Origin of the sequence: Halopseudomonas formosensis, from assembly GCF_900115905.1 — a bacterium.
GTDB classification, from domain to species: domain Bacteria; phylum Pseudomonadota; class Gammaproteobacteria; order Pseudomonadales; family Pseudomonadaceae; genus Halopseudomonas; species Halopseudomonas formosensis.
Genome location: NZ_FOYD01000001.1, coordinates 197,780 through 221,038 on the forward strand (window position 1 = coordinate 197,780; position 23,259 = coordinate 221,038).

At 64.9% G+C, this 23,259-nt stretch carries 21 protein-coding genes; 20 read left to right on the plus strand and 1 reads right to left on the minus strand.

The features are described 5' to 3' along the window. Window positions 1–83: 83 nt before the first annotated feature. The 8 genes from dsbD to BM046_RS01040 all read left to right on the plus strand — a co-directional run bounded on the left by dsbD (window position 84) and on the right by BM046_RS01040 (window position 8,741). A complete protein-coding gene (gene dsbD, locus BM046_RS01005) occupies window positions 84–1,901 on the plus strand; it encodes a protein-disulfide reductase DsbD (protein ID WP_090536104.1) in 1,818 nt (605 codons plus the stop codon). Further along, window positions 1,901–2,734, plus strand: coding sequence for a TlpA disulfide reductase family protein (locus BM046_RS01010; protein ID WP_235818535.1), 834 nt, complete (start codon window positions 1,901–1,903; stop codon window positions 2,732–2,734). Before dsbD ends, BM046_RS01010 begins: the two co-directional genes overlap by 1 nt. Before the next feature lie 2 nt (window positions 2,735–2,736). Continuing rightward, on the plus strand, window positions 2,737–3,525 hold the full coding sequence (gene dsbG / locus BM046_RS01015) for a thiol:disulfide interchange protein DsbG (RefSeq protein ID WP_235818536.1): 789 nt from the start codon (window positions 2,737–2,739) through the stop codon (window positions 3,523–3,525). An 81-nt stretch (window positions 3,526–3,606) separates the two neighbouring features. Beyond that, window positions 3,607–4,524: a site-specific tyrosine recombinase XerD gene (xerD, locus tag BM046_RS01020; RefSeq protein ID WP_090536856.1), complete on the plus strand. Its 918-nt coding sequence runs from the start codon at window positions 3,607–3,609 to the stop codon at window positions 4,522–4,524. A 57-nt stretch (window positions 4,525–4,581) separates the two neighbouring features. Continuing rightward, window positions 4,582–5,301, plus strand: a complete 720-nt coding sequence (locus BM046_RS01025; protein WP_090536110.1) for a thioredoxin fold domain-containing protein — start codon at window positions 4,582–4,584, stop codon at window positions 5,299–5,301. A gap of 62 nt (window positions 5,302–5,363) precedes the next feature. Next, window positions 5,364–6,671 carry a homoserine dehydrogenase gene (locus BM046_RS01030; protein ID WP_090536112.1) on the plus strand — a complete coding sequence of 436 codons (1,308 nt, stop codon included), beginning with the start codon at window positions 5,364–5,366 and terminating at the stop codon, window positions 6,669–6,671. Window positions 6,672–6,761: 90 nt separating this feature from the next. Beyond that, the gene (gene thrC, locus BM046_RS01035; protein ID WP_090536114.1) at window positions 6,762–8,168 is read left to right on the plus strand and encodes a threonine synthase; all 1,407 of its coding nucleotides are present in this window, start codon (window positions 6,762–6,764) and stop codon (window positions 8,166–8,168) included. Window positions 8,169–8,309: 141 nt separating this feature from the next. Continuing rightward, window positions 8,310–8,741 carry a CopD family protein gene (locus BM046_RS01040; RefSeq protein ID WP_090536116.1) on the plus strand — a complete coding sequence of 144 codons (432 nt, stop codon included), beginning with the start codon at window positions 8,310–8,312 and terminating at the stop codon, window positions 8,739–8,741. A gap of 2 nt (window positions 8,742–8,743) precedes the next feature. Here BM046_RS01040 and BM046_RS16290 read toward each other — a convergent pair whose 3' ends face one another. Further along, window positions 8,744–9,220 carry a DUF2231 domain-containing protein gene (locus BM046_RS16290; protein WP_090536118.1) on the minus strand — a complete coding sequence of 159 codons (477 nt, stop codon included), beginning with the start codon at window positions 9,218–9,220 and terminating at the stop codon, window positions 8,744–8,746. Between the two features lie 93 nt (window positions 9,221–9,313). Between BM046_RS16290 and coxB the strand changes: the two genes are divergently transcribed. The 12 genes from coxB (at window position 9,314) to lysS (ending at window position 23,259) form a co-directional block, all read left to right on the plus strand. Continuing rightward, window positions 9,314–9,970, plus strand: a complete 657-nt coding sequence (gene coxB / locus BM046_RS16295; protein ID WP_218149984.1) for a cytochrome c oxidase subunit II — start codon at window positions 9,314–9,316, stop codon at window positions 9,968–9,970. Beyond that, the gene (gene ctaD / locus BM046_RS01055) at window positions 9,963–12,467 is read left to right on the plus strand and encodes a cytochrome c oxidase subunit I (protein WP_090536119.1); all 2,505 of its coding nucleotides are present in this window, start codon (window positions 9,963–9,965) and stop codon (window positions 12,465–12,467) included. Before coxB ends, ctaD begins: the two co-directional genes overlap by 8 nt. A gap of 9 nt (window positions 12,468–12,476) precedes the next feature. Continuing rightward, window positions 12,477–12,821: a hypothetical protein gene (locus BM046_RS01060; protein WP_090536121.1), complete on the plus strand. Its 345-nt coding sequence runs from the start codon at window positions 12,477–12,479 to the stop codon at window positions 12,819–12,821. A gap of 9 nt (window positions 12,822–12,830) precedes the next feature. Then, window positions 12,831–13,415, plus strand: a complete 585-nt coding sequence (locus BM046_RS01065) for an exopolysaccharide biosynthesis protein (protein ID WP_090536123.1) — start codon at window positions 12,831–12,833, stop codon at window positions 13,413–13,415. An 82-nt stretch (window positions 13,416–13,497) separates the two neighbouring features. Then, the gene (locus BM046_RS01070) at window positions 13,498–15,042 is read left to right on the plus strand and encodes a glucan biosynthesis protein G (RefSeq protein ID WP_090536125.1); all 1,545 of its coding nucleotides are present in this window, start codon (window positions 13,498–13,500) and stop codon (window positions 15,040–15,042) included. Window positions 15,043–15,050: 8 nt separating this feature from the next. Then, entirely contained in the window at window positions 15,051–15,311 is a 261-nt protein-coding gene (locus BM046_RS01075; protein WP_090536127.1) for a hypothetical protein, read from the plus strand. Beyond that, the gene (gene mdoH, locus BM046_RS01080) at window positions 15,311–17,536 is read left to right on the plus strand and encodes a glucans biosynthesis glucosyltransferase MdoH (RefSeq protein WP_090536129.1); all 2,226 of its coding nucleotides are present in this window, start codon (window positions 15,311–15,313) and stop codon (window positions 17,534–17,536) included. Before BM046_RS01075 ends, mdoH begins: the two co-directional genes overlap by 1 nt. Then, on the plus strand, window positions 17,496–17,984 hold the full coding sequence (locus BM046_RS01085; RefSeq protein WP_090536131.1) for an MgtC/SapB family protein: 489 nt from the start codon (window positions 17,496–17,498) through the stop codon (window positions 17,982–17,984). Before mdoH ends, BM046_RS01085 begins: the two co-directional genes overlap by 41 nt. Window positions 17,985–18,049: 65 nt before the next feature. Further along, entirely contained in the window at window positions 18,050–18,589 is a 540-nt protein-coding gene (locus tag BM046_RS01090; protein ID WP_090536133.1) for a YaeQ family protein, read from the plus strand. Between the two features lie 6 nt (window positions 18,590–18,595). Next, window positions 18,596–20,314, plus strand: a complete 1,719-nt coding sequence (recJ, locus tag BM046_RS01095; RefSeq protein WP_090536135.1) for a single-stranded-DNA-specific exonuclease RecJ — start codon at window positions 18,596–18,598, stop codon at window positions 20,312–20,314. Between the two features lie 289 nt (window positions 20,315–20,603). Beyond that, window positions 20,604–21,699 (plus strand): peptide chain release factor 2 gene (prfB, locus tag BM046_RS01100; RefSeq protein WP_143084126.1). Its coding sequence is split into 2 segments (ribosomal slippage): window positions 20,604–20,675 and window positions 20,677–21,699, totalling 1,095 coding nucleotides; the frame shifts between segments, so codons are not numbered across the junction. 57 nt (window positions 21,700–21,756) lie between these two features. Continuing rightward, window positions 21,757–23,259, plus strand: a complete 1,503-nt coding sequence (gene lysS / locus BM046_RS01105; RefSeq protein ID WP_090536137.1) for a lysine--tRNA ligase — start codon at window positions 21,757–21,759, stop codon at window positions 23,257–23,259.

Consider the following 23,259-nt stretch of genomic DNA (forward strand, 5'->3'; position numbering starts at 1 on the left):
CGTCTGGCCGCCGTCACGCCTTCAGTTTCGCTTAATCGAGCAGGTGCAACATTGCCCGAAAGCCTCGTCTGAAGGAGTCGACATTGTCGTTCGGTTATCAACACGCCCTGGCGCTTGTCCTGCTGTTGCTGCATGCCACCGGCAGTGCCGCCAGCAGCGGCCTGTTCACCTGGGGACAGCAGCCCGATCTGCTGGAGGCCGCAGAGGTTTTTACCCTGAAAGAGGTCGAACAGCAGGGCGAGCGTTATACGACCAAGGGGCGGGTCAGCGATGGTTATTACGTATACCGCCACTCTCTGAAGCTGGTTGACGACCAGGGCGAGCCGGTCGAACTGGAGCTGAGTGCGGGCAAAGCCCAGCATGACGAGTTTTTCGGTGACACCGAAATCTATACCGCCGATATGTTGCGGCTGGGCTTTCCGGCAGACGTATCAGGCCCGCTGACGCTGCACTGGCAGGGCTGTGCAGAGGTCGGCTTCTGTTATCCACCGCAGACGCTGCAGGTGGATGTTGCTGCAGCAGGCGTGGCGCCGGCTTCAGCCAAAGCGGCCTTAACCAGCTCCCCGGACGTGGGTGATGCGCCGTCGAATGCTGTGATGGGCGAGGATCAGCAGGCGGCGCAACACCTGGCTACCCTGGGGCCGGTAGCGGGCACGCTGTTGTTCTTCGGTTTCGGTCTGTTGCTGGCCTTTACGCCCTGCACGCTGCCGATGATTCCCATCGTCTCCAGCATGGTCGTCGGCAGCCAGGCCAGGCCCGCCCGCGCCTTCATACTGTCGCTCTGCTACGTAGTGGCGATGGCGGTGACCTATGCGGCAGTCGGGGTAGCGGCGGGGCTGGCCGGTGCCAACCTGCAGGCGACCCTGCAATCGCCCTGGCTGCTGGGCGCCTTCGCCGCCCTGTTCCTGGTGCTGGCCAGCGCGCTCTTTGGTCTGTTTACTCTGCGGCTGCCATCGGCTCTGGTCAATCGGATCGAGTCGGCAGGGCGCGGGCAGACAGGCGGCAGCCTGGTCGGTGCCACCGCCCTGGGCTTTCTATCCGCCTTGCTGGTGGGTCCCTGCATGACCGCGCCGCTGGCCGGTGCGCTGCTGTACATCGGGCAAACCGGTAGCGCCGTCTATGGTGGCCTGGCCCTGTTTGCTCTGGGCCTGGGCATGGGGCTGCCGCTGCTGGCGATTGCGACCTTCGGCGCGCGCATCCTGCCCAGGCCCGGTGCCTGGATGGAGCGGGTGAATATCGCCTTTGGCTACCTGATGGTCGGCATGGCCGTGATGATGCTGGCTCGGTTCCTGCCCGGCACCCTGAGCCTGCTGCTGTGGGGTGCCTGGATATTGTCGATTGCCATTGGTTTGCTCGCCTGGGCCCAGGCGGTGCCGGACAGGCCGCGCCTGAAGTGGGCGCTGCGTACGGGCGCCAGCTTCGTCGGACTGTGGTCAATATTGATGTTGCTGGGCGCGGCGTCCGGCGGCAGCTCGGTATTGCAGCCGCTGAGCCACCTGGGCGGCGTTTCAGCGCCGGCATCCGCCCCGTCTGTGCCGGACTATGTGCAGGCCAAGTCGGTGGAGGATGTGGACGCCCGCCTGGCTGAAGCCGCCGCACGGGGAGAGTGGACGCTGATCGACTTCTACGCCGACTGGTGTGTCAGCTGCCATGTGATCGAACGCAACGTTTTCGGTGATCCGGTCGTGGCGGAGCGCCTGGCGCGGATGCAGATAGTGCGCCCGGACGTCACCCGGAACGATGCGGTGGACCAGGCGCTGCTCAGGCACTGGGGCGTGCTGGGGCCGCCCACGCTGATCCTGGTCGGGCCGGATGGCAACGAACGCCGCGATTTGCGGATGGTCGGCGAGATCAATGCGAGTGAATTTCTCAACCGTTTGAATGCTGCAGGTACCCCATGATGAGTGTCGGTCCGTTCTCCATCAAAGTCGTCGGCGTTGTTGCCGCCATCCTGCTCGCCTGGCTGGTGACCCGTGCGGTTGCCAGGCGGATGGGCGGCGATGTTTCGCCCAAACTGGCTGGCGCCGTTTTGTTCGATGCCGTGTTCTGGGGGTTGATAGCCGCGAGGCTCGGGTATGTCGCCTACTGGTGGGAGGATTATTTCGCCACACCCATGTCGATAATCGCCATTGGCGATGGTGGTTTTACCTGGTGGGTAGGTGTGCTGTTCGCGCTGGCGTTTATCGGCTGGCGAGCCCGGGGCATGCGCATGCTGCGGCGGGCGGCGCTCGCGGGGGTGCTGACCGGCGTCGCGGCCTGGTTCCTGGCCGGCATGGTGGTGGGTCTGCTGCACCATTCGCCGCCCATGCCGGATCTGCAGCTGGCCACCCTGGAGGAGGAGCCCGTGTCGCTGCTGAGCTACCAGGGCCGCCCGACCGTGGTCAATCTCTGGGCCACCTGGTGCCCGCCGTGCCGCCGGGAAATGCCCGTCTTCGAGCAGGCGCAATCCGAGTTCCCGGACGTGAACATCGTCATGGTCAACCAGGGCGAAAGCGCCGAGCAGGCGCAGGCCTTCCTGACAGGTCAGGGCCTGACGCTGAGCAACGTGCTGCTGGATCCCTTTTCCCGCGCCATGAACGCGACCGGCGCGCGCGCGCTGCCGACCACCCTGTTCTTCGATGCCGAAGGTGAACTGGTGAATTCGCACATGGGCGAGCTCACCATGGCCAGCTTCAAGAGCAACATGGCCCGCCATTTCTCACAATCTGCCCAACCCCTTTCCGACGAGGAATAATCATGTTTTCCAGATCCATGTTCCAACCGCGTTCCGGCATGTCCTTCGGCATGGCCGCGGCTTTGTTATCGGCAGTAACCGGCGTGTACGCACAAGGGGCGGCGCAGCCGCAGGTGCTGAAGGCACTGGAAGCCCAGGGGCTGACCGTTGTCGAGGAGTTCGACGTCGGCAGCGAGCTGCGGGCTTTCGCCGGCGTCGCCGGTGATCAGCCCATCGCGGTCTATGTCACCAGCGACGGCAGCGCAGTTGTGGGTACCCGACTGGATGCCAGCGGCGCCCCGGTTGATGTCGCCACGCTCCAGGAACTGGTGGCTAAGCCGATGAGTGAAAAAACCTGGGCCGCGCTGGAAAACGCCACCTGGGTGCTGGACGGCGACGCGGAGGCGCCGCGTGTGGTTTACACCTTCAGTGACGCCAACTGCCCCTTCTGCCATCGCTTCTGGGAAGCGGCCCGCCCCTGGGTGGATTCCGGCAAGGTGCAATTGCGTCATCTGTTTGTGGGGGTCATCAAAGCCGATAGCCCGGCCAAGGCGGCGGCCATCCTCGAGGCGGATGATCCGTCAGCGGCGTTGCTGGAAAACGAGAAGAATTTCGCCAGAGGTGGTATCAAACCGGCCAGCAGCATTTCCAGCAGGGCCCAGAGAATCCTGGATGAGAATCAGCAGCTGATGCAGACCACGGGCTTTCGCGGCACACCAGGCATAGTGGTGCGCGAAAGCGATGGTCTGATCAGGAAATTCAATGGCATGCCCCGCCCGGAACAGATGGCCGAGGTGATGGGGCCGCGTTAAGTGGGGAGCCAGGGGTCAGCATAGTCGAAGCCTTCGTTTGAAACCTTTATGATCGTCAGGTATGCAAGCACCGAGATGATCATGGACCCAGCTAATCTCCCCCCGCCGACTGAGGATGACCAGCAGGCCATCGGCCGCTTTCTCGATGCTCTGTGGCTTGAGCGTGGGCTGGCCAAGCAGACACTGGCCTCCTATCGCACCGATCTGAGCCTGCTGGCCGGGTGGCTGACCGGCCGGGGAGGGCTGTATGCCGTGTCCCGGGGTGATCTGCTCGAACATCTTGCCTGGCGCATGAGCGCGGGCTATTCGGCGCGTTCCACCGCGCGGCTGCTGTCCTGTCTGCGCGGCTTCTACCGGCATGCCCTGCGCGAGGGGCTGATCGCCGAGGACCCCACGCTGGATATCGCCATGCCGCAACTGGGGCGGCCGCTGCCCGATACCCTGAGCGAGGCGGATGTGGACGCTCTGCTGGCGGCGCCGGATGTGGAGGACACCCTGGGGCTGCGCGACCGGTGCATGCTCGAGGTGCTCTATGCCTGCGGCCTGCGCGTCAGCGAGCTGGTGGGTCTGCGGGTCGACCAGCTCAACCCCCGCCAGGGCGTGCTGCGGGTGACCGGCAAGGGCAACAAGGAGCGACTGGTGCCGCTGGGCGAGGAGGCGCTGGCCTGGATCGTCCGCTACTGTGCTGAGGCCAGACCTGTACTGCTGCGCGGGCAGCCCGGTGATGTGCTGTTTCCCAGCCAGCAGGCGCGGCAGATGACCCGCCAGACCTTCTGGCACCGCATCAAGCTGTATGCGCAGCAGGCGGGGATCCGCGTGCCGCTGTCGCCGCACACCCTGCGCCATGCCTTTGCCACCCACCTGCTCAACCACGGGGCCGATCTGCGGGTGGTGCAGATGCTGCTGGGGCACAGTGATCTGTCTACCACGCAGATCTACACCCATGTGGCCCGGCACCGGCTGCGCGAGCTGCATGCCAGTCATCATCCCCGTGGGTGAGATCACGGTTTCGTGGTAAGCTCTACTGTCTTTTTGTGTCTGTTGAAGGGATCGATCATGCGACTGAAATATCTGGCGGCGGGTCTGCTGAGCCTCTGCGCCGCCTCCGTCTGGGCCGATGCCCGGCAGAACATCGCGCAGAGTCTGGAGCGACTGCAGTTTCCCGTGCCGATTTCCGCAGTCTCCGAGTCGCCGGTCGAGGGCCTGCATCAGGTACAACTGGAGAACGGCAAGGTCATCTACGCCACCGCCGACGGGCGCCATCTGATCCAGGGCGTACTGCTCTCGGTAGGTGACGACGGAGTGCGCAACCTGACTGCCGAGGTCGAGGCCGAGCAGGCCAAACAGGTGCTGGCGGCGCTGCCGGCCGAGCAGCTGGTGGTGTTTGCCCCGGAGCAGCCCAAGACCCATATCACCGTCTTTACCGATGTGGACTGCGGTTACTGCCGCAAGCTGCATGAGGAGGTGGGTCAGCTGAACGATCTGGGCATCGAGGTCCGCTATGCGGCCTTCCCCCGTGCCGGCTTGCAGAGCGCCACCGCGCGCACCATGCAGTCGGTCTGGTGTGCCGATGATCAGCAGACGGCCATGACCAATGCCAAGCAGGGCAAGCGGGTCAGCGCCGCCAGCTGCAAGGATCCGGTGGCCGAGCAGTACAGCCTGGGCTCCCGTCTCGGGGTGCAGGGCACACCGGCGATCTTCTTTGCCAATGGCAGGCTGCTGCCCGGCTACAAGCCGGCCCAGCAACTGGCAGCCGAGGCAATCGCCAACAAGTAGAACCGTCTGAAAGGCGGACACAAGCCAATATTCAACAAAGTCAATTACGTGGGGTTCCTGGTTTGAAACCGGTCAAAGTGGGTATATGTGGTCTGGGCACCGTAGGCGGTGGCACCTTCAATGTTCTGCAACGCAACGCCGAGGAGATTGCCCGCAGGGCAGGACGGGCGATTGAGGTGACCCACATTGCCACCCGGCACCCCAACCCCTCGTGCAACATCGGCAGCCACGTCCAGGTGACCGACGACGCCCTGGCCCTGGTCAACAACCCGGAGATCGACGTCATCGTCGAGCTGATCGGCGGCTACGGTCTGGCGCTGGAAATCGTCATGCAGGCGATCGCCAACGGCAAGCATGTGGTTACCGCGAACAAGGCGCTGATCGCCGTACACGGCAACGAGATTTTCACCGCTGCCCGGGAGAAGGGCGTGATCGTCGCCTTCGAGGCCTCGGTAGCCGGTGGCATTCCGATCATCAAGGCGCTGCGTGAAGGTCTGGCGGCCAACCGCATCCAGTGGCTGGCGGGCATCATCAACGGTACCGGCAACTTCATCCTGACCGAGATGCGTGACAAGGGTCGCGCCTTCGCCGACGTGCTGGCCGAGGCCCAGGCGCTGGGTTATGCCGAAGCCGATCCGACCTTCGACGTCGAAGGTATCGACGCTGCCCACAAGCTGACCATCCTGGCCTCCATTGCCTTCGGTATTCCGCTGCAGTTCGACAAGGCCTACACCGAGGGCATCACCAAGCTGACCACGGCAGACGTCAACTACGCGGAAGCCTTCGGTTACCGCATCAAGCACCTGGGCATTGCCCGGCGTACCGAGCAGGGCATCGAGCTGCGCGTACACCCGACGCTGATCCCGGAAAACCGGCTGCTGGCCAATGTACATGGCGTGATGAACGCCGTCATGGTCAATGGCGATGCGGTCGGTTCTACCCTGTACTACGGCGCCGGTGCCGGTTCCGAACCCACCGCCTCGGCCGTGGTGGCGGACATCATCGACGTGGCCCGGGCCATGAGCTGCGATCCGGACACCCGGGTGCCGCATCTGGCCTTCCGCGCGGATGCCCTGTCCGACCTGCCGGTACTGCCGGTGGGTGATGTGGAGACCGCCTACTACCTGCGTCTGCACGCCCAGGATCGTCCGGGTGTACTGGCCCGGGTGGCCAGCATTCTCTCCGAGCGCGGTATCAATATCGAATCCATCATGCAGAAGGATGTGGAGGAGCAGGACGGCCTGGTGCCGATCATCATCCTCACCCACCGCGTACGCGAGCAGAGCATGAACGATGCCATTGCCGCGATGGAAGCCCTGGATGAGGTCGCCAACCCGGTGATGCGCATCCGCGTGGAACAACTGGATTAATCAGCTGCAGGCGACAGGCGGCAGGCTACAGGCAGAACAGCTTGTGGCTTGCAGCTTGTAGCTTGCCGCTCAAACCGAAGGTTTGAAGATATGCGTTATATAAGCACCCGGGGCCAGGCCCCCGCCCTGAATTTCGAAGACGTGCTGCTGGCCGGTCTGGCTTCCGACGGTGGCCTCTATGTGCCGGAGAACCTGCCGCGCTTCACCCTGGAGGAGATCGCCTCCTGGAACGGTCTGCCCTACCATGAGCTGGCCTTCCGGGTCATGCGTCCGTTCGTCGCCGAGAGCATCAGCGATGCGGACTTCAAGGCCATCCTCGAGGATACCTATGCCGGCTTCGCCCACAGCGCCGTGGCGCCGTTGCGTCAGCTGGACACCAACGAGTGGGTGATGGAGCTGTTCCATGGCCCGACGCTGGCCTTCAAGGACTTCGCCCTGCAACTGCTGGGTCGTCTGCTGGACCACTTCCTGACCAAGCGCGGCGAGCGCGTGGTGATCATGGGCGCAACTTCCGGTGACACCGGCTCGGCGGCCATCGAGGGTTGCCGCCGCTGCGAGAACGTGGACATCTTCATCCTGCATCCGCACAACCGGGTATCCGAAGTGCAGCGCCGGCAGATGACCACCATCCTCGGCGACAACATCCACAACATCGCCATCGAAGGCAACTTCGACGACTGCCAGGAAATGGTCAAGGCCAGCTTCGCCGACCAGGGCTTCCTCAAAGGCACCCGGCTGGTGGCGGTCAACTCGATCAACTGGGCGCGGATCATGGCCCAGATCGTCTACTACTTCCATGCCGCCCTGCAGCTGGGCGGGCCGCTGCGCTCCATGGCCTTCTCGGTGCCCACCGGCAACTTCGGCGACATCTTCGCCGGCTACCTGGCGCGCAACATGGGGCTGCCGATCAGCCAGCTGGTAGTGGCGACCAACCGCAACGACATCCTGCACCGCTTCATGAGCGGCAACCAGTATGACAAGGACACCCTGCACCCGTCGCTGTCGCCGTCCATGGACATCATGGTTTCCTCCAACTTCGAGCGCCTGCTGTTCGACCTGCATGGTCGCAACGGCGCCCTGGTGAAGGACCTGATGGACAGCTTCCGGCAGAACGGCAAGCTGTCGGTCGAGCCCGAGCGCTGGACCGAAGCCCGTCGCCTGTTCGATTCGCTGGCAGTGGATGACGAGGCGACCTGCGCGACCATCGCCGAGGTCCACGCCCAATGTGGCGAGGTACTGGATCCGCACACTGCCATCGGCGTACGTGCAGCCCGCGAGTGCCGCCGCAGCATGAGCACCCCGATGATCACCCTGGGTACCGCGCACCCGGTCAAGTTCCCGGATGCGGTGCGCAAGGCGGGTGTGGTCGAGCCGCAGCTGCCGCCGCACCTGGCGGATCTGTTCGACCGTGAAGAGCGCTGCACTGTGCTGCCGAACAGTCTCACCGAGATCCAGCAGTTCGTCTCCGCCCACGGCAATCGTGGCAAGCCGCTGTAAGGCTGTTCCTCCCCGATAACGGCCCGCTCTGCGGGCTGTTGTCCTGATCACACCAATTTGCAGGCACCAATAACCGGAACTGGTTGTCCCACCCTGTAGCCTCGCTTACTGCTGATGCGAGATGACAGGAGTTGACTCTGCATGCTCTGGTTCCTGGTGTTGCACATCATTGCCCTGCTGTTGTGGGTGGCGGCCCTGCTGTACCTGCCGGCGCTCATCGCTGCCCGTCGGGCGCATCTCCTGCCGGTGCAGTCCCCGCAGAACCCACACAATTCCATCGAACGCATGGTCTTCACCCGGGTGGCAACACCAGCTGCCCTGACCGCCATCATCGCCGGCACCCTGGTGTTCGTCATCGACCGGAATATCAATCCCTGGCTGATCATCAAGCTGACCCTGGTCACCGGACTGGTGCTCTGCCATGTGACCGTGGGGGCCCTGATCCTGCGGGTGGAGCGCGGCGGCACCCCGCTGGTGCCGGCCTGCATCGCCCTGGCGGTGGGGGTAATGCTGCTGATCGGCCTGATCCTCTGGCTGGTGCTGGCCAAGCCGACCATGGGGCTGCTGTCATGAACTCACTGCGGTTTGCTCGGCTCCGGGGCCTCCTCGTACTCCACCCCCACCGCATGGTCGTACACCAGCTGGCCGCCGAAATAGCTGGTCAGGGCAATGGTAGCGCCGCTCACCAGGGACAGGAACAGGCCCCAGGGCAGGATGGCGGCCTCCGCCTGATCGATGCGCAGCAGCCAGTTGAGGGTCGCCAGCGACATCAGCATCACCGCCAGGATGGCATGGCACCAGGCGGTGATCAGCCGGCGGATGCCGGCGACGATCAACAGATCCAGCAGGCCGACGCTGCCCGACAGCCAGCCGCCGACCACACCGACCCCGACCAGCCAGAGGCTGGCCCTGGCCCAGAAGTAGTCGCCGGTAAGGATCCACGCCAGATCGGTTCCTATCAGGCCGATCAGTGCCGCCACCGGAAAGTGGATCAGCATCGGGTGCAGCGGGTGGCCGCCGATGGCCATTTTGCTGGAGATGGATTCGGACATGTACGGGTTGCTCCTGTCGGTGATGCCAGGCGCCGTCGGCTGCCTGTTGCAAGTGTGGCAGTCCGCACCGGGATCTGCCTGCTTTCACTGACTATGACCGCATGCAGCGGCCCTTATTCCGCCCTTGATCCAGCGGGCCCTGCTGCGCTGGATGTTGCCCGCCTGTGGTGGGCCATGGCGAGCTTTGCGGTCGTTACCCTGCTGGTGGTGGTATCCCTCTGGCTGTATGCCGTCAAGCGCCGCCCCGGCGAGCTGGATGCGGCCCGGGCGCGCCGTATCCAGAATCGCTGGATCATCGGCGGCGGCCTGATCCTGCCCATTTCCAGCATGGCGCTGCTGCTGGTCTTCGGCATACCCATCGGCTACCGCATGCTGCCCCTGCCGGTGGCCGGACAGCAGGTGCTGCAGATCGAGGTCACCGGCCATCAGTGGTGGTGGCAGGTACGTTACCCGGAGGCGGATATCGAGCTGCGCAACGAGCTGCACATTCCCGCCGGCCAGCCGGTGGACCTGCAGCTGACCAGCAACGACGTGATCCATGCCTTCTGGGTGCCGCGTCTGGGCGGCAAGCTCGACATGCTGCCGGGCCGGACCAATGTACTGCGGCTGCAGGCCGACCAGCCGGGTACCTACCACGGCCAGTGTGCCGAGTTCTGCGGCACCGGCCATGCCCACATGAAATTCACCGTACATGCCCATGCCCCGGATGACTTTGCGGCATGGCTGGAGGGCGCTGACCGCGATGAGTGATCAACAGCAGAACAGGGCGCGGCTGCACCGCGAGTACGACAGGGTCTGGGGCAATTGGCCGGGCTGGGGTGCGCTGGCGGCGGTCAACCACACCTCGGTCGGGCTGCGCTTCATAGTCACCGGGCTGGTGTTCTTCCTGATCGGCGGGGTGCTGTCGATGCTGATGCGCACCCAGCTGGCGCTGCCCGAGCAGGACATCATCGGGCCGGAGCTGTACAACCAGCTGTTCACCATGCACGGCACCCTGATGATGTTCCTGTTCGCCATCCCGGTGCTGGAAGGGGTGGCCATGTATCTGATTCCGAAGATGATCGGCGCCCGCGACCTGCCGTTCCCGCGGGTCGGTGCCATGGGCTACTACTGCTATCTGTTCGGCGGGCTGATCATCCTCTCCAGCATGGCCCTGAGCATTGCCCCGGATTCGGGCTGGTTCATGTATACCCCCCTGAGCAGCAGCACCTACTCGCCCGGGCCCGGATCGGACTTCTGGCTGCTGGGCATCACCTTCGTCGAGATCTCTTCGGTCAGCGGCGCGATCGAGCTGCTGGTGGCCATTATGCGTACCCGCAGTAACGGCATGAGCCTGACCCGCATGCCGATCTTCTGCTGGTACATCATGGTCATGGCGCTGATGATCATTGTCGGCTTCCCGCCGCTGATTCTGGCCAGCATCCTGCTGGAGCTGGAGCGCGCCGCGGGTTTCGTGTTCTTCGAGGTGGCCGGCGGTGGCGACCCGCTGCTGTGGCAGCACCTGTTCTGGCTGTTCGGTCACCCGGAGGTGTACATCAGCTTCCTGCCGGCGGCCGGTATCGTCTCGACCCTGCTGCCGGTGTTCGCCCAGCGGCCGATCGTCGGCTACCGCTGGCTGGTTCTGGCGGTGATCACCATGGGCTTCATCAGCTTCGGGCTCTGGGTGCATCACATGTTCACGGTGGGCATCCCGCAGCTGGCCCAGGCCTTCTTCTCCCTGGCCAGCATGCTGGTGGCCATTCCCACGGCGATCCAGATCTTTGCCTGGCTGGCCACCCTGTGGACCGGGCGGGTGGTCTGGAGCCTGCCGATGCTGTGGATTCTGGGCTTTCTGATCATCTTCGTCGCCGGCGGTCTGACCGGTGTGATGCTGGCGCTGGTGCCCTTCAACTGGCAGGTGCATGACACCCACTTCGTGGTCGCCCACATGCACTACGTGCTGGTCGGCGGCATGCTGTTCCCGCTGATCGCCGGCCTGTATTACTGGCTGCCCCACGTGTCCGGGCGCATGCCTTCGGAGCTGCTCGGCCGCTGGGCCTTCTGGCTGGTGTTCGTCGGCTTCAACATGACCTTCCTGCTTATGCATGTCACCGGTCTGCTGGGCATGCCGCGGCGGATCTACACCTATCAGGCCGGGCTGGGCTGGGACTGGCTCAACCTGCTGTCCTCCATCGGCGGCTTCGTCATGGCCATGGGCGTGGGCATGCTGATCGTGGATCTGCTGCTGCATTTCCGCTTCGGTCGCCTGGCCCCGCGCAATCCCTGGAACGCCGATACCCTGGAATGGGCGGTTGACATGCCGGTGACCACCTACAACTTCATCAGTCTGCCGGACATCGGCAGCCGGCATCCCCTGTGGGACGATCGCCAGTTGCCCGAGCGGCTGGAGAGCGGGCAGGGCGGGCTGGTGGAGATTCAGGCGGATCGGCGGGTGACCTGGGGATCCGATGCCGTGACCGGGCAGGTCCGCGAAGTCGTGCATGTGCCGTCGAACTCCTGGCTGCCACTGCAGACCGGGGTGTTGCTGGCGGTGGTCTGTCTGGGGCTGCTGACCAAGTTCTACTGGGTGGCCCTGGGTGCGTCGCTGCTGGCGCTGCTGGTGATACTGCGCTGGAGCTGGCACAACGGCGGACATCCACTGGCGGCGCCGCTGCGTGATGACGACCCGCAGGACCCGCCGCTGCACTCGCGTACCTGCGACGGTCCGGGGCGCTGGGGCATGCTGTCCACCCTGCTGGCCAACGGTTCGCTGTTTGCCTGCCTGCTGTTCGGCTGGTTCTATTTCTGGACGGTCTCGCCCCAGTGGCAGGTTCCTGCCCAAGCGCCGCTGTCAGCCACGCCGCTGTTGCTGGCCGGGCTGCTGCTCAGTGCGGCGGCGCTGCTCTACCACCGGCTGACGGTGCGACTCTGTCGGGGGCAGGCGCAGGGCCTGGCCGGAGGTCTCTGGCTGTGCACTGCACTGGGTCTGGGCCACAGCCTGGTGATCCTGTGGCTGATGCTGGACGCTCAGCTGACACCTCGCAGCCTGGCCCATGATGCGGTGCTGGCGGTGATGCTCGGCTATCTGCTGTTCCATGGGGTGCTGGCAACCCTGCTGACGCTGCTGCAGGCCCTGCGTGTGCGGCTGGGCTATGTGGGGGTGCGCCTGCCCTACGAGCCGATGGTCCTGCGACCGCTGTGGAGCTATACCCTGGGCGTGTTCTGGATCGCCCTGGCCGGTTTCTTCCTCATGCCCATGGCCTGGTAAGGAGATTCCATGCGCTGGCGCCCTCACCATCCGGTTCACCTGATTCTCGGCCTGTGCGTCTGGTCGATCTGGTTCGTGGTGCTCTACGGCGGTTTGTCGGTGGCCTGTCAGCTGACGCCGCCGGAGCCGCAGCAGGGACCGTTCAACTGGCTCAATGTGCTGCTCTGGCTGTCTACCCTGGTGGTGGTCGGCTTGCTGCTCTGGGCCGCCCGCGTGCTGTGGCGTGCGGCGCCCCGGGCCGAACAGCCCCTGGGCCGGCATATCGGTGTTACCTCCGCGGGGCTCTATCTGGTCTCCGCCTTCTCCACCCTGGCCGTGGCGATGCCCGTGCTCTTTCTTCCGCCCTGCATCTGAGGACCTTCAATGGCCGAAAAGCTGACCAGTCTGGAACAACTGCTCGATCGCATGGACGAAGCCCGGGAAGGGCAGAACACGGTTTCCCTGGAACGCCTGATGGACACCATAGGCCGGCGTTCCTTCGGACCCATGCTGCTGCTGATCGGCGTCATCCTGGTCTCGCCGCTGAGCGGTATTCCGGGGCTGCCCTCGACCATGGGGGTCGCCGTATTCCTGCTGTCGCTGCAGATGCTGCTGCGGCGCAAATACATCTGGTTACCCGGCTGGATACTGCGGCGCAGTATCAGTGAGGAAAAGCTGGCTACCGCCGCCGGCTGGATGCGCCGGCCGGCAAGGGTCGTCGATCGCTTCCTGCGCGAGCGGCTGAGTTTTCTGGTGGATGGCCCGGCCAGCTGGCCGCTGGCCCTGCTGAGCCTGCTGCTGGCCATAACCCTGCCGCTGCTCGAACCCCTGCCATTTGCCGCCAGCAGTGCCGGCGTGGCACTGACCTGCATCGGTCTGGCGATGATTGCCCATGACGGGGTGCTGGCGGTGATCGCCTACGGCGTGGTGCTGGCCGTGGCCGGGGTGCTGGCCTGGAACTTCCTGTAACTGTCGGCGACTTCCACTGTCTGATGCAAAGCCCCCTTGGCACGCAGCCTTTCAACGCTTTCCCAACAGGAGTTTGTACAGGATGACAGCATGGATAACCCGTACGGCAGTGACATTGGCCTGCACGCTGCCGTGTCTGGTAATAGCCGATGAATTCAGTTTTCAGGACGTGATCGACAAGGCCGAGGCCCTGGCCGCCAAGAGCTGGCAGGCCCCGCCGCAGGTGCCGCGCTTTCTGCAGGAACTCAGCTACCACGATTATCAGGGTATCCGCTTCAAGCCCGAGCGCACGCTCTGGCTGGATGGGGACAGCCAGTTCGGCGTCATGCTGATCCCGCCGGGGCTGTTCTATCACCATGCGGTGCGCATCAACGTCATCGACGGCGATCAGACCGAGCCCTTGAACTTCGACAAGAGTCTGTTCGATTACCCCAACGCCGAGCTGGAGAAGCTGGTGCCGGCGGATCTGGGTTATGCCGGCTTCAAGCTGACCTTCCCCTTCACCGAGCCGGATGCGGCCAACCAATTTCTGGTGTTTGCCGGTGCCAGCTACTACCGGGCCGTGGGCCGGGACAACAATTTCGGTCTGTCCGGGCGCGGTATCGCGGTCAACACCGGGCTGCCCAGCGGCGAGGAGTTTCCCGCCTTCGTCGAGTTCTGGCTGGAAAAACCGGACGCCGACGCTGACAGCCTGACCTTCTATGGTCTGCTGGACGGCCGCAGTCTGACCGGCGCCTATCGTTTTGAGGTGAGACCGGGGGATGAGACCGGGCTCGAGGTCAGTTCGGTGCTGTTCCCCCGACAGGACATCCAGCTGGCGGGTGTCGCCCCTCTGACCAGCATGTTCTATTACGGCGAGAACACCCTGCGGCCCGATGGGGAGTGGCGCCCCGAGGTACACGATTCCGACGGCCTGCTGGTGCATGATGGTGCCACCGACGAATGGCTGTGGCGACCGCTGAACAACCCGGCGGCCCTGAGCATGGACTACTTTTCCGTGGGTCAGGTCAGGGGCTTCGGTTTGCTGCAGCGCGACGCGGACTTTCGCAGCTACATGGATGCCGAGGCCGGGTACGACACCCGTCCCAGTGCCTGGGTCGAGCCGGAGGATGACTGGGGGCCGGGGCACGTGGTGCTGACCCAGCTGCCCACCCCGGATGAAACCAACGACAACATAGTCGCCTTCTGGGCGCCGGAATCGCCACTGCAGGGCAAGCATTCCTACCGGTTCGACTACCGGGTGCGCTTCGGCAATGCCGACCTGGCGCGGGAGCCCCTGGCCCGGGCGCGAGACAGCTTTCTCGGTGATGGTCAGCGCGTCGGCGGCGGTGATGCCGAGGGCGCGGTGCGGATCATTGTCGATTTTGCCGGTGGTCCGCTGGATGAACTGGACGCTGACGCGCCGGTAACCAGCCAGGTGGCGGCGCTGGAAGACGGTGAGCTGCTCGAACACTTTGTCGAGTATCTGCCGCCGCTGCAGCGCTGGCGCCTGTCCATGCTGGTTCGACCGGCGACTGATCGGGCGTTGTCGGTGCGTGCCCTGCTGCGGGAAGGGGAGGAGGCCTTGAGCGAGACCTGGACCTACCAGTTGCTGCCGGGCAGTGACATTCTTCAGGCCATCAGGTAGGAGGCGGCATGCGCGCAACCCGATCCGAACAGACCCTGCGCCGGCTGTTCGCCTGGCTGCGCTGGAGCGGTCAGGAGCTGACGCCGGAGCTGGAACAGGCCATATTGCAGACGCTGGCAGAGGCGGTTGAGGCCGGGGCGCAGGACCTGTTCGGTGTCTGCCTGTGCACCCTGCAGGAACGGGGGCTGGTCACCCGGCCGGGTCCGGTCCGGGTACCCATGATCTCGCCGCCGCTGCACCGGAGCAGTATCGGCTACGGGAGTTACTGATGGCGGCCATCGAGGAGCTGGAGAGCAGCGTCAGCGCCCCCCGGGTGCACTGCTGGCGCCTTGCTGCCCTGTGGCGGCGCACGCTGCTGCTGATGCTGGTGATCGGTCAGACCGGCCTGGCCACCTGGTTCATGCTCTCGGTGCTGCCCTATCGCGGTGGCAATGCCCTGGAGCTGGGCATGCTGGTGCTCTTCGCCCTGCTGTTCTGCTGGATCTCCTTCGGCTTCTGGATTGCCGTGGCCGGCTTTGTGCTGCGGCGCGTTGGTGGCGATCCCCAATCCCTGCTGCGCCGACAGGATGCCGCCGAGCTGGCGGCCACACCGCTGGGGCGCACGGCGATATTGATGCCGATCTACCATGAACCGATCGAGCGCAGCCTGGGCGGGCTCAGTGCGGTTTACCAGAGTCTGGAGCGCACCGGGCAGCTGGAGCATTTCGATTTCTACATACTGTCGGACAGCCGCGACCCGGACGTCTGGTTGCAGGAGCAGGCTGCCTGGGCGCAGCTGGTCGAGAGGCTCGGGGCGCACGGCCGGCTGTTCTACCGTCGTCGTCAACTGAATCTCAACTACAAGAGCGGCAACGTCGGCGATTTCCTGCGCCGCTGGGGGCGGGACTATCAGTACATGGTGGTTCTGGATGCTGACAGCCTGATGGGCGGCGACACACTGGTGCGCATGGTGCAGCTGATGCAGCGTCATCCCCGGGTGGGCATACTGCAGACCGGCCCCGGGCTGCTCAATGGGCGGTCGCTGTTTGCCCGGGTGCAGCAGTTCTCCAGCCAGCTCTACGGCCCGCTGTTCGCTACCGGTCTGGCGGCGGTGCAGCTGGGCGAGGCAGCCTTCTGGGGCCATAACGCCATACTGCGCGTGCAGCCCTTCATGGCCCATTGCGGGCTGCGCAAGTTGCCTGGGTGGGGCCTGTTCCGCGGGCCCATCATGAGCCACGACTTCGTCGAGGCCGCCTACCTCGGTCGTGCCGGTCATGAGGTCTGGCTGGAGCCGGGGCTGGGCGACAGCTGGGAGGAGTCGCCTCCGTCGCTGGTGGATGAGCTGACCCGGGACCGTCGCTGGGCCAAGGGCAACATGCAGCACCTGTGGTTGCTGCTGTGCAGCCGCAAGTTGCGGCTGGCGCACCGTATGGCGCTGCTCAACGGCATCATGGCCTATCTGGCCTCGCCCCTGTGGCTGGCCTTCCTGGTACTGACCACCATCGCCACCACCCGGCTGGTGCTGTGGCCGATCAACTACTTTCCTGATCCGCACCAGCTGTACCCGCTGTGGCCGCAATGGCAGCCGCTGCGTGCGCTGAGTTTGGTGCTCTGCACCCTGGCATTGCTGTTCATTCCCAAGTTTCTCGGCGTGGCCGATGCGGCCCTCACCCGGCGACTGGCGAATTTCGGCGGCGGTCTGCGGCTGTTCGCCAGCGTGCTGCTGGAGATACTGGTCTCGGCCCTGCTGGCACCGATCCGCATGCTGTCCCATTCGCGCTATGTGATCGAGGCGCTGCTCAATATCCAGTTGCGCTGGGCCGGGCAGAACCGCACCAGCGAGACCGGCTGGGTGCGCGCCTTGCTGCATCACGCGCCCGGGTCGCTGCTGGGGGCCGGCTGGGCGGCCTTCGCCCTGTGGCTCAAGCCGATGTTCTTCTACTGGTCCCTGCCGGTGGCCATCCCGCTGATCCTGGCTGCACCCATCTCGGTGATGCTCAGCCGGGTTCAGCTCGGTCAGCGCCTGCGGCGGTGGGGGCTGCTGTTGACCGCCGAGGAACGACGGGGATCCCAGCTGCTGGAGGATCTGTCCAACAACCCGCTGGCGGGCAGCCATCAGCCGGATTTCTGCGAGTCGGTCATTCACCCCGGCTACAATGCATTGCAGGCGGCCCTGGCACGCCGGGGGCGTACCGGCTTGCGTCGTCAGCGGCTGCAGGCCCTGCGCCGGCGTTGCATCGAGCTGGGTCCGGGGGATCTGAGCAAGAGCGAGCGCAGCCTGCTGGCGCAGGATGCCGAGAGTCTGCAGCTGCTGCACCAGCAGGTCTGGCGGGCAGCGCCTCGCTCTCCCTGGGGCCGCCTGCTTGGGCGGCAGATCGTCAGCCCTTGCATGTCGGTGCCCGGGGCTGCCGTGCCGGCGCCGGCAGACCGGCCCGACCACCCACTGTCTCCACCCACCGAGGGGGTAACGGACGATGGACATCTTCCAGGTTATCCTGGCTACGCTGGTCAGTGAGTTCTCCGATCTGACCGACGTGGAGCAGGCGGTCCGTGTGGCGCTGCGGCTGATGCTGGCGGCGCTGCTCGGGGGGGTGCTGGGCTTCGAACGCGAAGCCCATGGCAAGGCGGCGGGTATCCGCACCCACATGCTGGTGTGTTCCGGCGCAGCCCTGTTCGTGCTTGGATCGGAGATGGTCGAGGGGGGTGATGACGCCATGAGCCGGGTGGTGCAGGGGATAGTCGCCGGCATCGGCTTTCTCGGGGCGGGTACCATCATCAAGGGCGAGCACATGAATGACGTCAAGGGACTGACTACCGCGGCAGGGGTGTGGATGACCGCCGCTGTCGGGGTCTGTGTCGGCCTGGGCCTGGAGGCCACGGCGGTGCTGGCGACCCTGATCATGCTGTTCATTCTCAACGTGCTGCCGCACTTCATCGATCGTATGGACCGCAACCCGGACTAGCCCGGGCGGGGAGGGGCGATTTGCGGTAAACTGCCGGCCCGTCTGTCCGAGAATGTCCGACCCCCATGGCCCTGCAATCGATTCCCTGCAAGATTCAGCTGAACCTCACCGATACTGACCGTGGCGTCTATGAAGACCTGCGTCTGACCGTGGCCCGGCATCCCTCCGAAACCGGCCAGCGCCTGGCGGCCCGGGTGCTGGCCTACGCGCTGTGGTATCACGAACGCCTGGCCTTCGGCCGGGGGTTGTCGGACGTGGAGGAGCCGGCTCTGTGGCAGAAGAGTCTGGATGACCGCATCGAGCACTGGATCGACGTCGGTCAGCCCGACGCTGACCGTCTGATTGCCGGCTCCCGTCGCGCCGAGCGCTGCTCGCTGCTGGTCTACGGCAACAATCGGGTGTGGGCCGGCAAGATACTCCCGGCGGTGGAACAGCAGCGCAACCTGCATATCGCCGTGCTGCCCCAGGCGCCGCTGGACGCGCTGGCCAGCGAGCTGCCGCGCAGCTTCGACTGGAGCGTGATGATCAGCGACGGCGTACTCTACGTCAGTGACGCCGATACCCAGCATGAATTCGCCCTCGAGTGGCTGTTGGGAGAGCGTTGAGTCTCCATGCGTATCGAGTCCCGCGTCCTGCCCGAACAGTTGCCCGATCTGGGTGATCTGCCACCGCTGCTGACCCGCCTGTACGCTGCCCGCGGCGTGCGTACGGCCCGGGAGCTGGATCGCAGTCTGCGGGCACTGCTGCCATGGAATCTGTTCAAGGGCATCGACCGGGCGGTGCAGGTGCTGCGTCAGGCGCTGGAGCTGCGCCAATCCATCCTGATTGTCGGCGACTTCGACTGCGACGGCGCCACCGCCAGTGCCGTGGCAGTACTGGGACTGCGCGCGCTGGGTGCGGCGCGGGTCGATTATCTGGTACCCAACCGCTTCGAATACGGCTACGGCCTGACCCCGGAGATCGTCGAGGTGGCGCTGCAACGCCAGCCCGATGTGCTGGTGACCGTGGATAACGGCATTTCCAGTGTCGAAGGGGTGGCCGCTGCCCGGGCCGCCGGCCTGCGGGTGGTGGTGACCGATCACCACCTGCCCGGCGCCCAGTTGCCCGAGGCCGATGCCATCGTCAACCCCAGCCAGCCCGGCTGCGATTTTCCGAGCAAGGCCATTGCCGGGGTCGGGGTCATCTTCTATGTGCTCATGGCCCTGCGCGCGGCGCTGCGCGAGGATGGCTGGTTCAGCCCGGCCCGGCCGGAGCCGAATCTGGGCGAGCTGCTGGATCTGGTGGCGCTGGGGACGGTGGCTGACGTGGTGCCGCTGGATGCCAACAACCGGATTCTGGTGCATCAGGGGCTGGCGCGCATCCGTGCCGGCCGCTGCCGGCCGGGTATCCGGGCCCTGCTGGAGGTGGCGCGGCGTCCGGCCGAGCGCCTGGCGTCCACCGATCTGGGCTTCATCATAGGTCCGCGCCTGAACGCCGCCGGGCGGCTGGATGACATGAGTCTGGGCATCGAATGCCTGCTGACCGACGATGAGCAGGCCGCCCGTGACATGGCCGGCGAGCTGGACAGCCTGAACCGGGACCGCAAGGCGATAGAGCAGGGCATGCAGCAGCAGGCGCTGCAGATGCTCGACAGTGCCAGCCTGCAGGAAAGCGAGCTGCCCTTCGGTCTCTGCCTGTTCGATCCGCAGTGGCATCAGGGGGTGATCGGCATTCTCGCCTCTCGCCTGAAGGAGCGCTACCACCGCCCGGTGATCGCTTTTGCCGATGCCGGTGATGGCTTGATCAAGGGCTCGGCCCGTTCGGTGCCCGGCCTGCATATCCGCGATGCGCTGGACAGCGTGGCGGCGGCCAACCCGGGGCTGATCAGCAAGTTCGGCGGGCACGCCATGGCCGCTGGTCTGTCGCTGCCGGCGGCACATTTCGAGGCCTTCTGCCAGGCCTTCGATCAGGAGGTGCGCCGGCAGCTGAGTGCCGAGGATCTGACCGGGCGTCTGCTGTGTGACGGCGAGCTGGCGGCGGAGGAGTTCAGTCTGCAGCTGGCGGCGGCACTGCGCGATGCCGGTCCCTGGGGGCAGCACTTTCCCGAGCCGGGCTTCCATGGCGAGTTCACGCTGATCCAGCAGCGGCTGGTTGGCGAGCGGCATCTGAAGCTGGTGCTGCAGCCGCCGGGCAGCGCGGAGGTGCTGGATGCGATCGCGTTCAATGTGGATACCCAGGTCTGGCCCGACCCCAATATCCGCCGCGCACGTCTGGTCTACAGTCTGGATGTGAACGAATACCGTGGGCGCCAGAGTCTGCAGCTGATGGTCAGGCATCTGCAGGCCTGCTGAGGCCCGGTGGTCGGCCGGGGCGATTTGTGCCGCTGTGTCCGCCGGGAGCTTGTGCAAGGTCGGTCCGAGGTGCAGGGCTGTGCCGACACGCCGTGAATACATCTCTGTAGGCTCGCGGTTTTCCTCCGACCGCAGGCGAAGCTGTGCGGACGCAATCGCATTGCCGCCGGCACCGGCTGATCGCGGCAGCGCTGAAGCAGCGCGACAGGTGACGGGGCGCAGGCCTTTACCACACGCAGGCGAGGATTTCCGCTACAATAGCTCCTTTTTCCTGACGGGACTTGTCACCATGGAAATCAATCCGATTCTGAACACCATCAAAGACCTGCGTGGCCGCTCCGAGACCATCAGGGGGTATCTTTGACTACGATCACAAGCGTGATCGTCTGACCGAAGTAGAGCGCGAACTCGAGGATCCGGGCGTCTGGAACGATCCCGAGCGGGCGCAGAATCTGGGCCGTGAGCGTGCCTCGCTGGCCGAAGTGGTAGGCACCCTGGATGAACTGAGCAGCGGCCTGCAGGACGCCTCCGAACTGCTGGAAATGGCGGTTGAGGAGGATGATGCAGGGGCTGTGGCGGACGTGGAGGCCGAGCTCGAGCGCCTGCAGACCCGCCTCGAGGCGCTGGAATTCCGCCGCATGTTCAGCGGCGAGATGGACGAGAACAACGCCTATCTGGATATCCAGGCCGGCTCCGGCGGTACCGAGGCCCAGGACTGGGCCAACATGCTGCTGCGCATGTACCTGCGCTGGGCCGACCACAACGGTTTCGACGCCACCATCATGGAACTGACCGCGGGCGAAGTGGCCGGCATCAAGGGCGCCACCGTCCATATCAAGGGTCCCTATGCCTACGGTTGGCTGCGTACCGAGATCGGTGTGCACCGCCTGGTGCGCAAGAGTCCCTTCGACTCGGGCAATCGTCGCCATACCTCGTTCACTGCGGTGTTCGTTTCCCCCGAGATCGATGACAACATCGAGATCGAGATCAATCCGTCGGACCTGCGCATCGATACCTACCGTTCCTCCGGTGCCGGTGGTCAGCACGTGAACACCACCGACTCGGCGGTGCGTATCACCCACATTCCGACCAATACCGTGGTCAGCTGCCAGAACGAACGTTCCCAGCACGCCAACAAGGACACCGCCATGAAGATGCTGCGGGCCAAGTTGTACGAGCTGGAAATGCAGAAGCGTACCGCTGCCTCCCAGGCGCAGGAAGATGCCAAGTCCGACATCGGCTGGGGGCACCAGATCCGCTCCTACGTGCTGGACCAGTCGCGGATCAAGGATCTGCGCACCGGCATCGAAGACAGCGACTGCGATGGCGTGCTGGATGGCGACATCAACCATTTTCTGGAAGCCAGTCTGAAACAGGGCCTGTAAGGCCCTGTTTGTCACGCCGTTTATGCAACCCCGAATTTGAGTACCCAGGACACCGAAATGAGCGAACAACCGCTGAATGAGCATGCACTGCAAGAGGAAGAGAACCGCCTGATTGCCCTGCGCAAGGAGAAGCTGGCCGCCGAGCGCGCCAGGGGGCAGGCCTTCCCCAACGATTTCCGCCGCGACAGCCTGGCCGGGGATCTGCAGAAGCAGTATGCCGACAGCAGCAAGGAGGAGCTGGCCGAGGCCGGTATCCAGGTCAGCATTGCCGGTCGCATCATGCTCAACCGCGGTGCCTTCATGGTGCTCCAGGACATGAGCGGGCGCATTCAGGTCTACGTCGACCGCAAGGGCCTGCCCGCCGAGACCCTGGAGGCGATCAAGACCTGGGATCTGGGCGACATCATCGGCGCCGAGGGCACCCTGGCCCGTTCCGGCAAGGGCGACCTCTATGTGCACATGACCAGTGTGCGTCTGCTGACCAAGTCCCTGCGCCCGCTGCCGGACAAGCACCATGGTCTGACCGACACCGAGCAGCGCTATCGCCAGCGCTACGTCGACCTGATTGTCAACGAGGAGACCCGGCAGACCTTCCGCGTCCGCTCCCAGGTGATTGCCCATATCCGCCGCTTCCTCAGCGAGCGCGGTTTCCTTGAAGTGGAAACCCCCATGCTGCAGACCATCCCCGGCGGTGCGGCGGCCAAGCCCTTCGAAACCCACCACAATGCGCTGGATCTGCCGATGTACCTGCGCATTGCTCCGGAGCTGTACCTCAAGCGCCTGGTGGTCGGTGGCTTCGAGAAGGTGTTCGAGATCAACCGCAACTTCCGTAACGAGGGCGTCTCTACCCGGCACAACCCCGAGTTCACCATGCTCGAGTTCTACTGGGCCTATGCCGATTACGAAGACAACATGGACCTGACCGAGGAGCTGTTCCGCGAGCTGGCCATGGCAGTGCTCGGCACCACCGATGTGCCCTACGGCGACAAGGTGTTCCATTTCGGCGAGCCCTTCGCCCGGCTGTCGGTGTTCGACGCCATCCTCAAATACAACCCCGACATCAGCGCCGAGGATCTGCGTGACATCGACCGGGCCCGGGAGATCGCCAGGCGGGCCGGCGCCAAGGTGCTCGGCCACGAGGGTCTGGGCAAGCTGCAGGTGATGATCTTCGAGGAGCTGGTCGAGCACAGGCTGGAACAGCCGACCTTCATTACCCAGTACCCCTTCGAGGTGTCGCCGCTGGCGCGGCGCAACGACCAGGATCCGAGCATTACCGACCGTTTCGAGCTGTTCATCGGTGGCCGCGAGATCGCCAACGCCTATTCCGAGCTCAACGATGCCGAGGACCAGGCCGAGCGTTTCCACGCCCAGGTGGCGGAGAAGGACGCCGGCGACGACGAGGCCATGCACTTCGATGCGGACTTCGTGCGGGCGCTGGAATACGGCATGCCGCCGACCGCCGGTGAGGGCATCGGCATTGACCGTCTGGTGATGCTGCTGACCAACTCGCCGTCGATCCGTGACGTCATCCTGTTCCCGCACATGCGTCCGGAGCAGTGA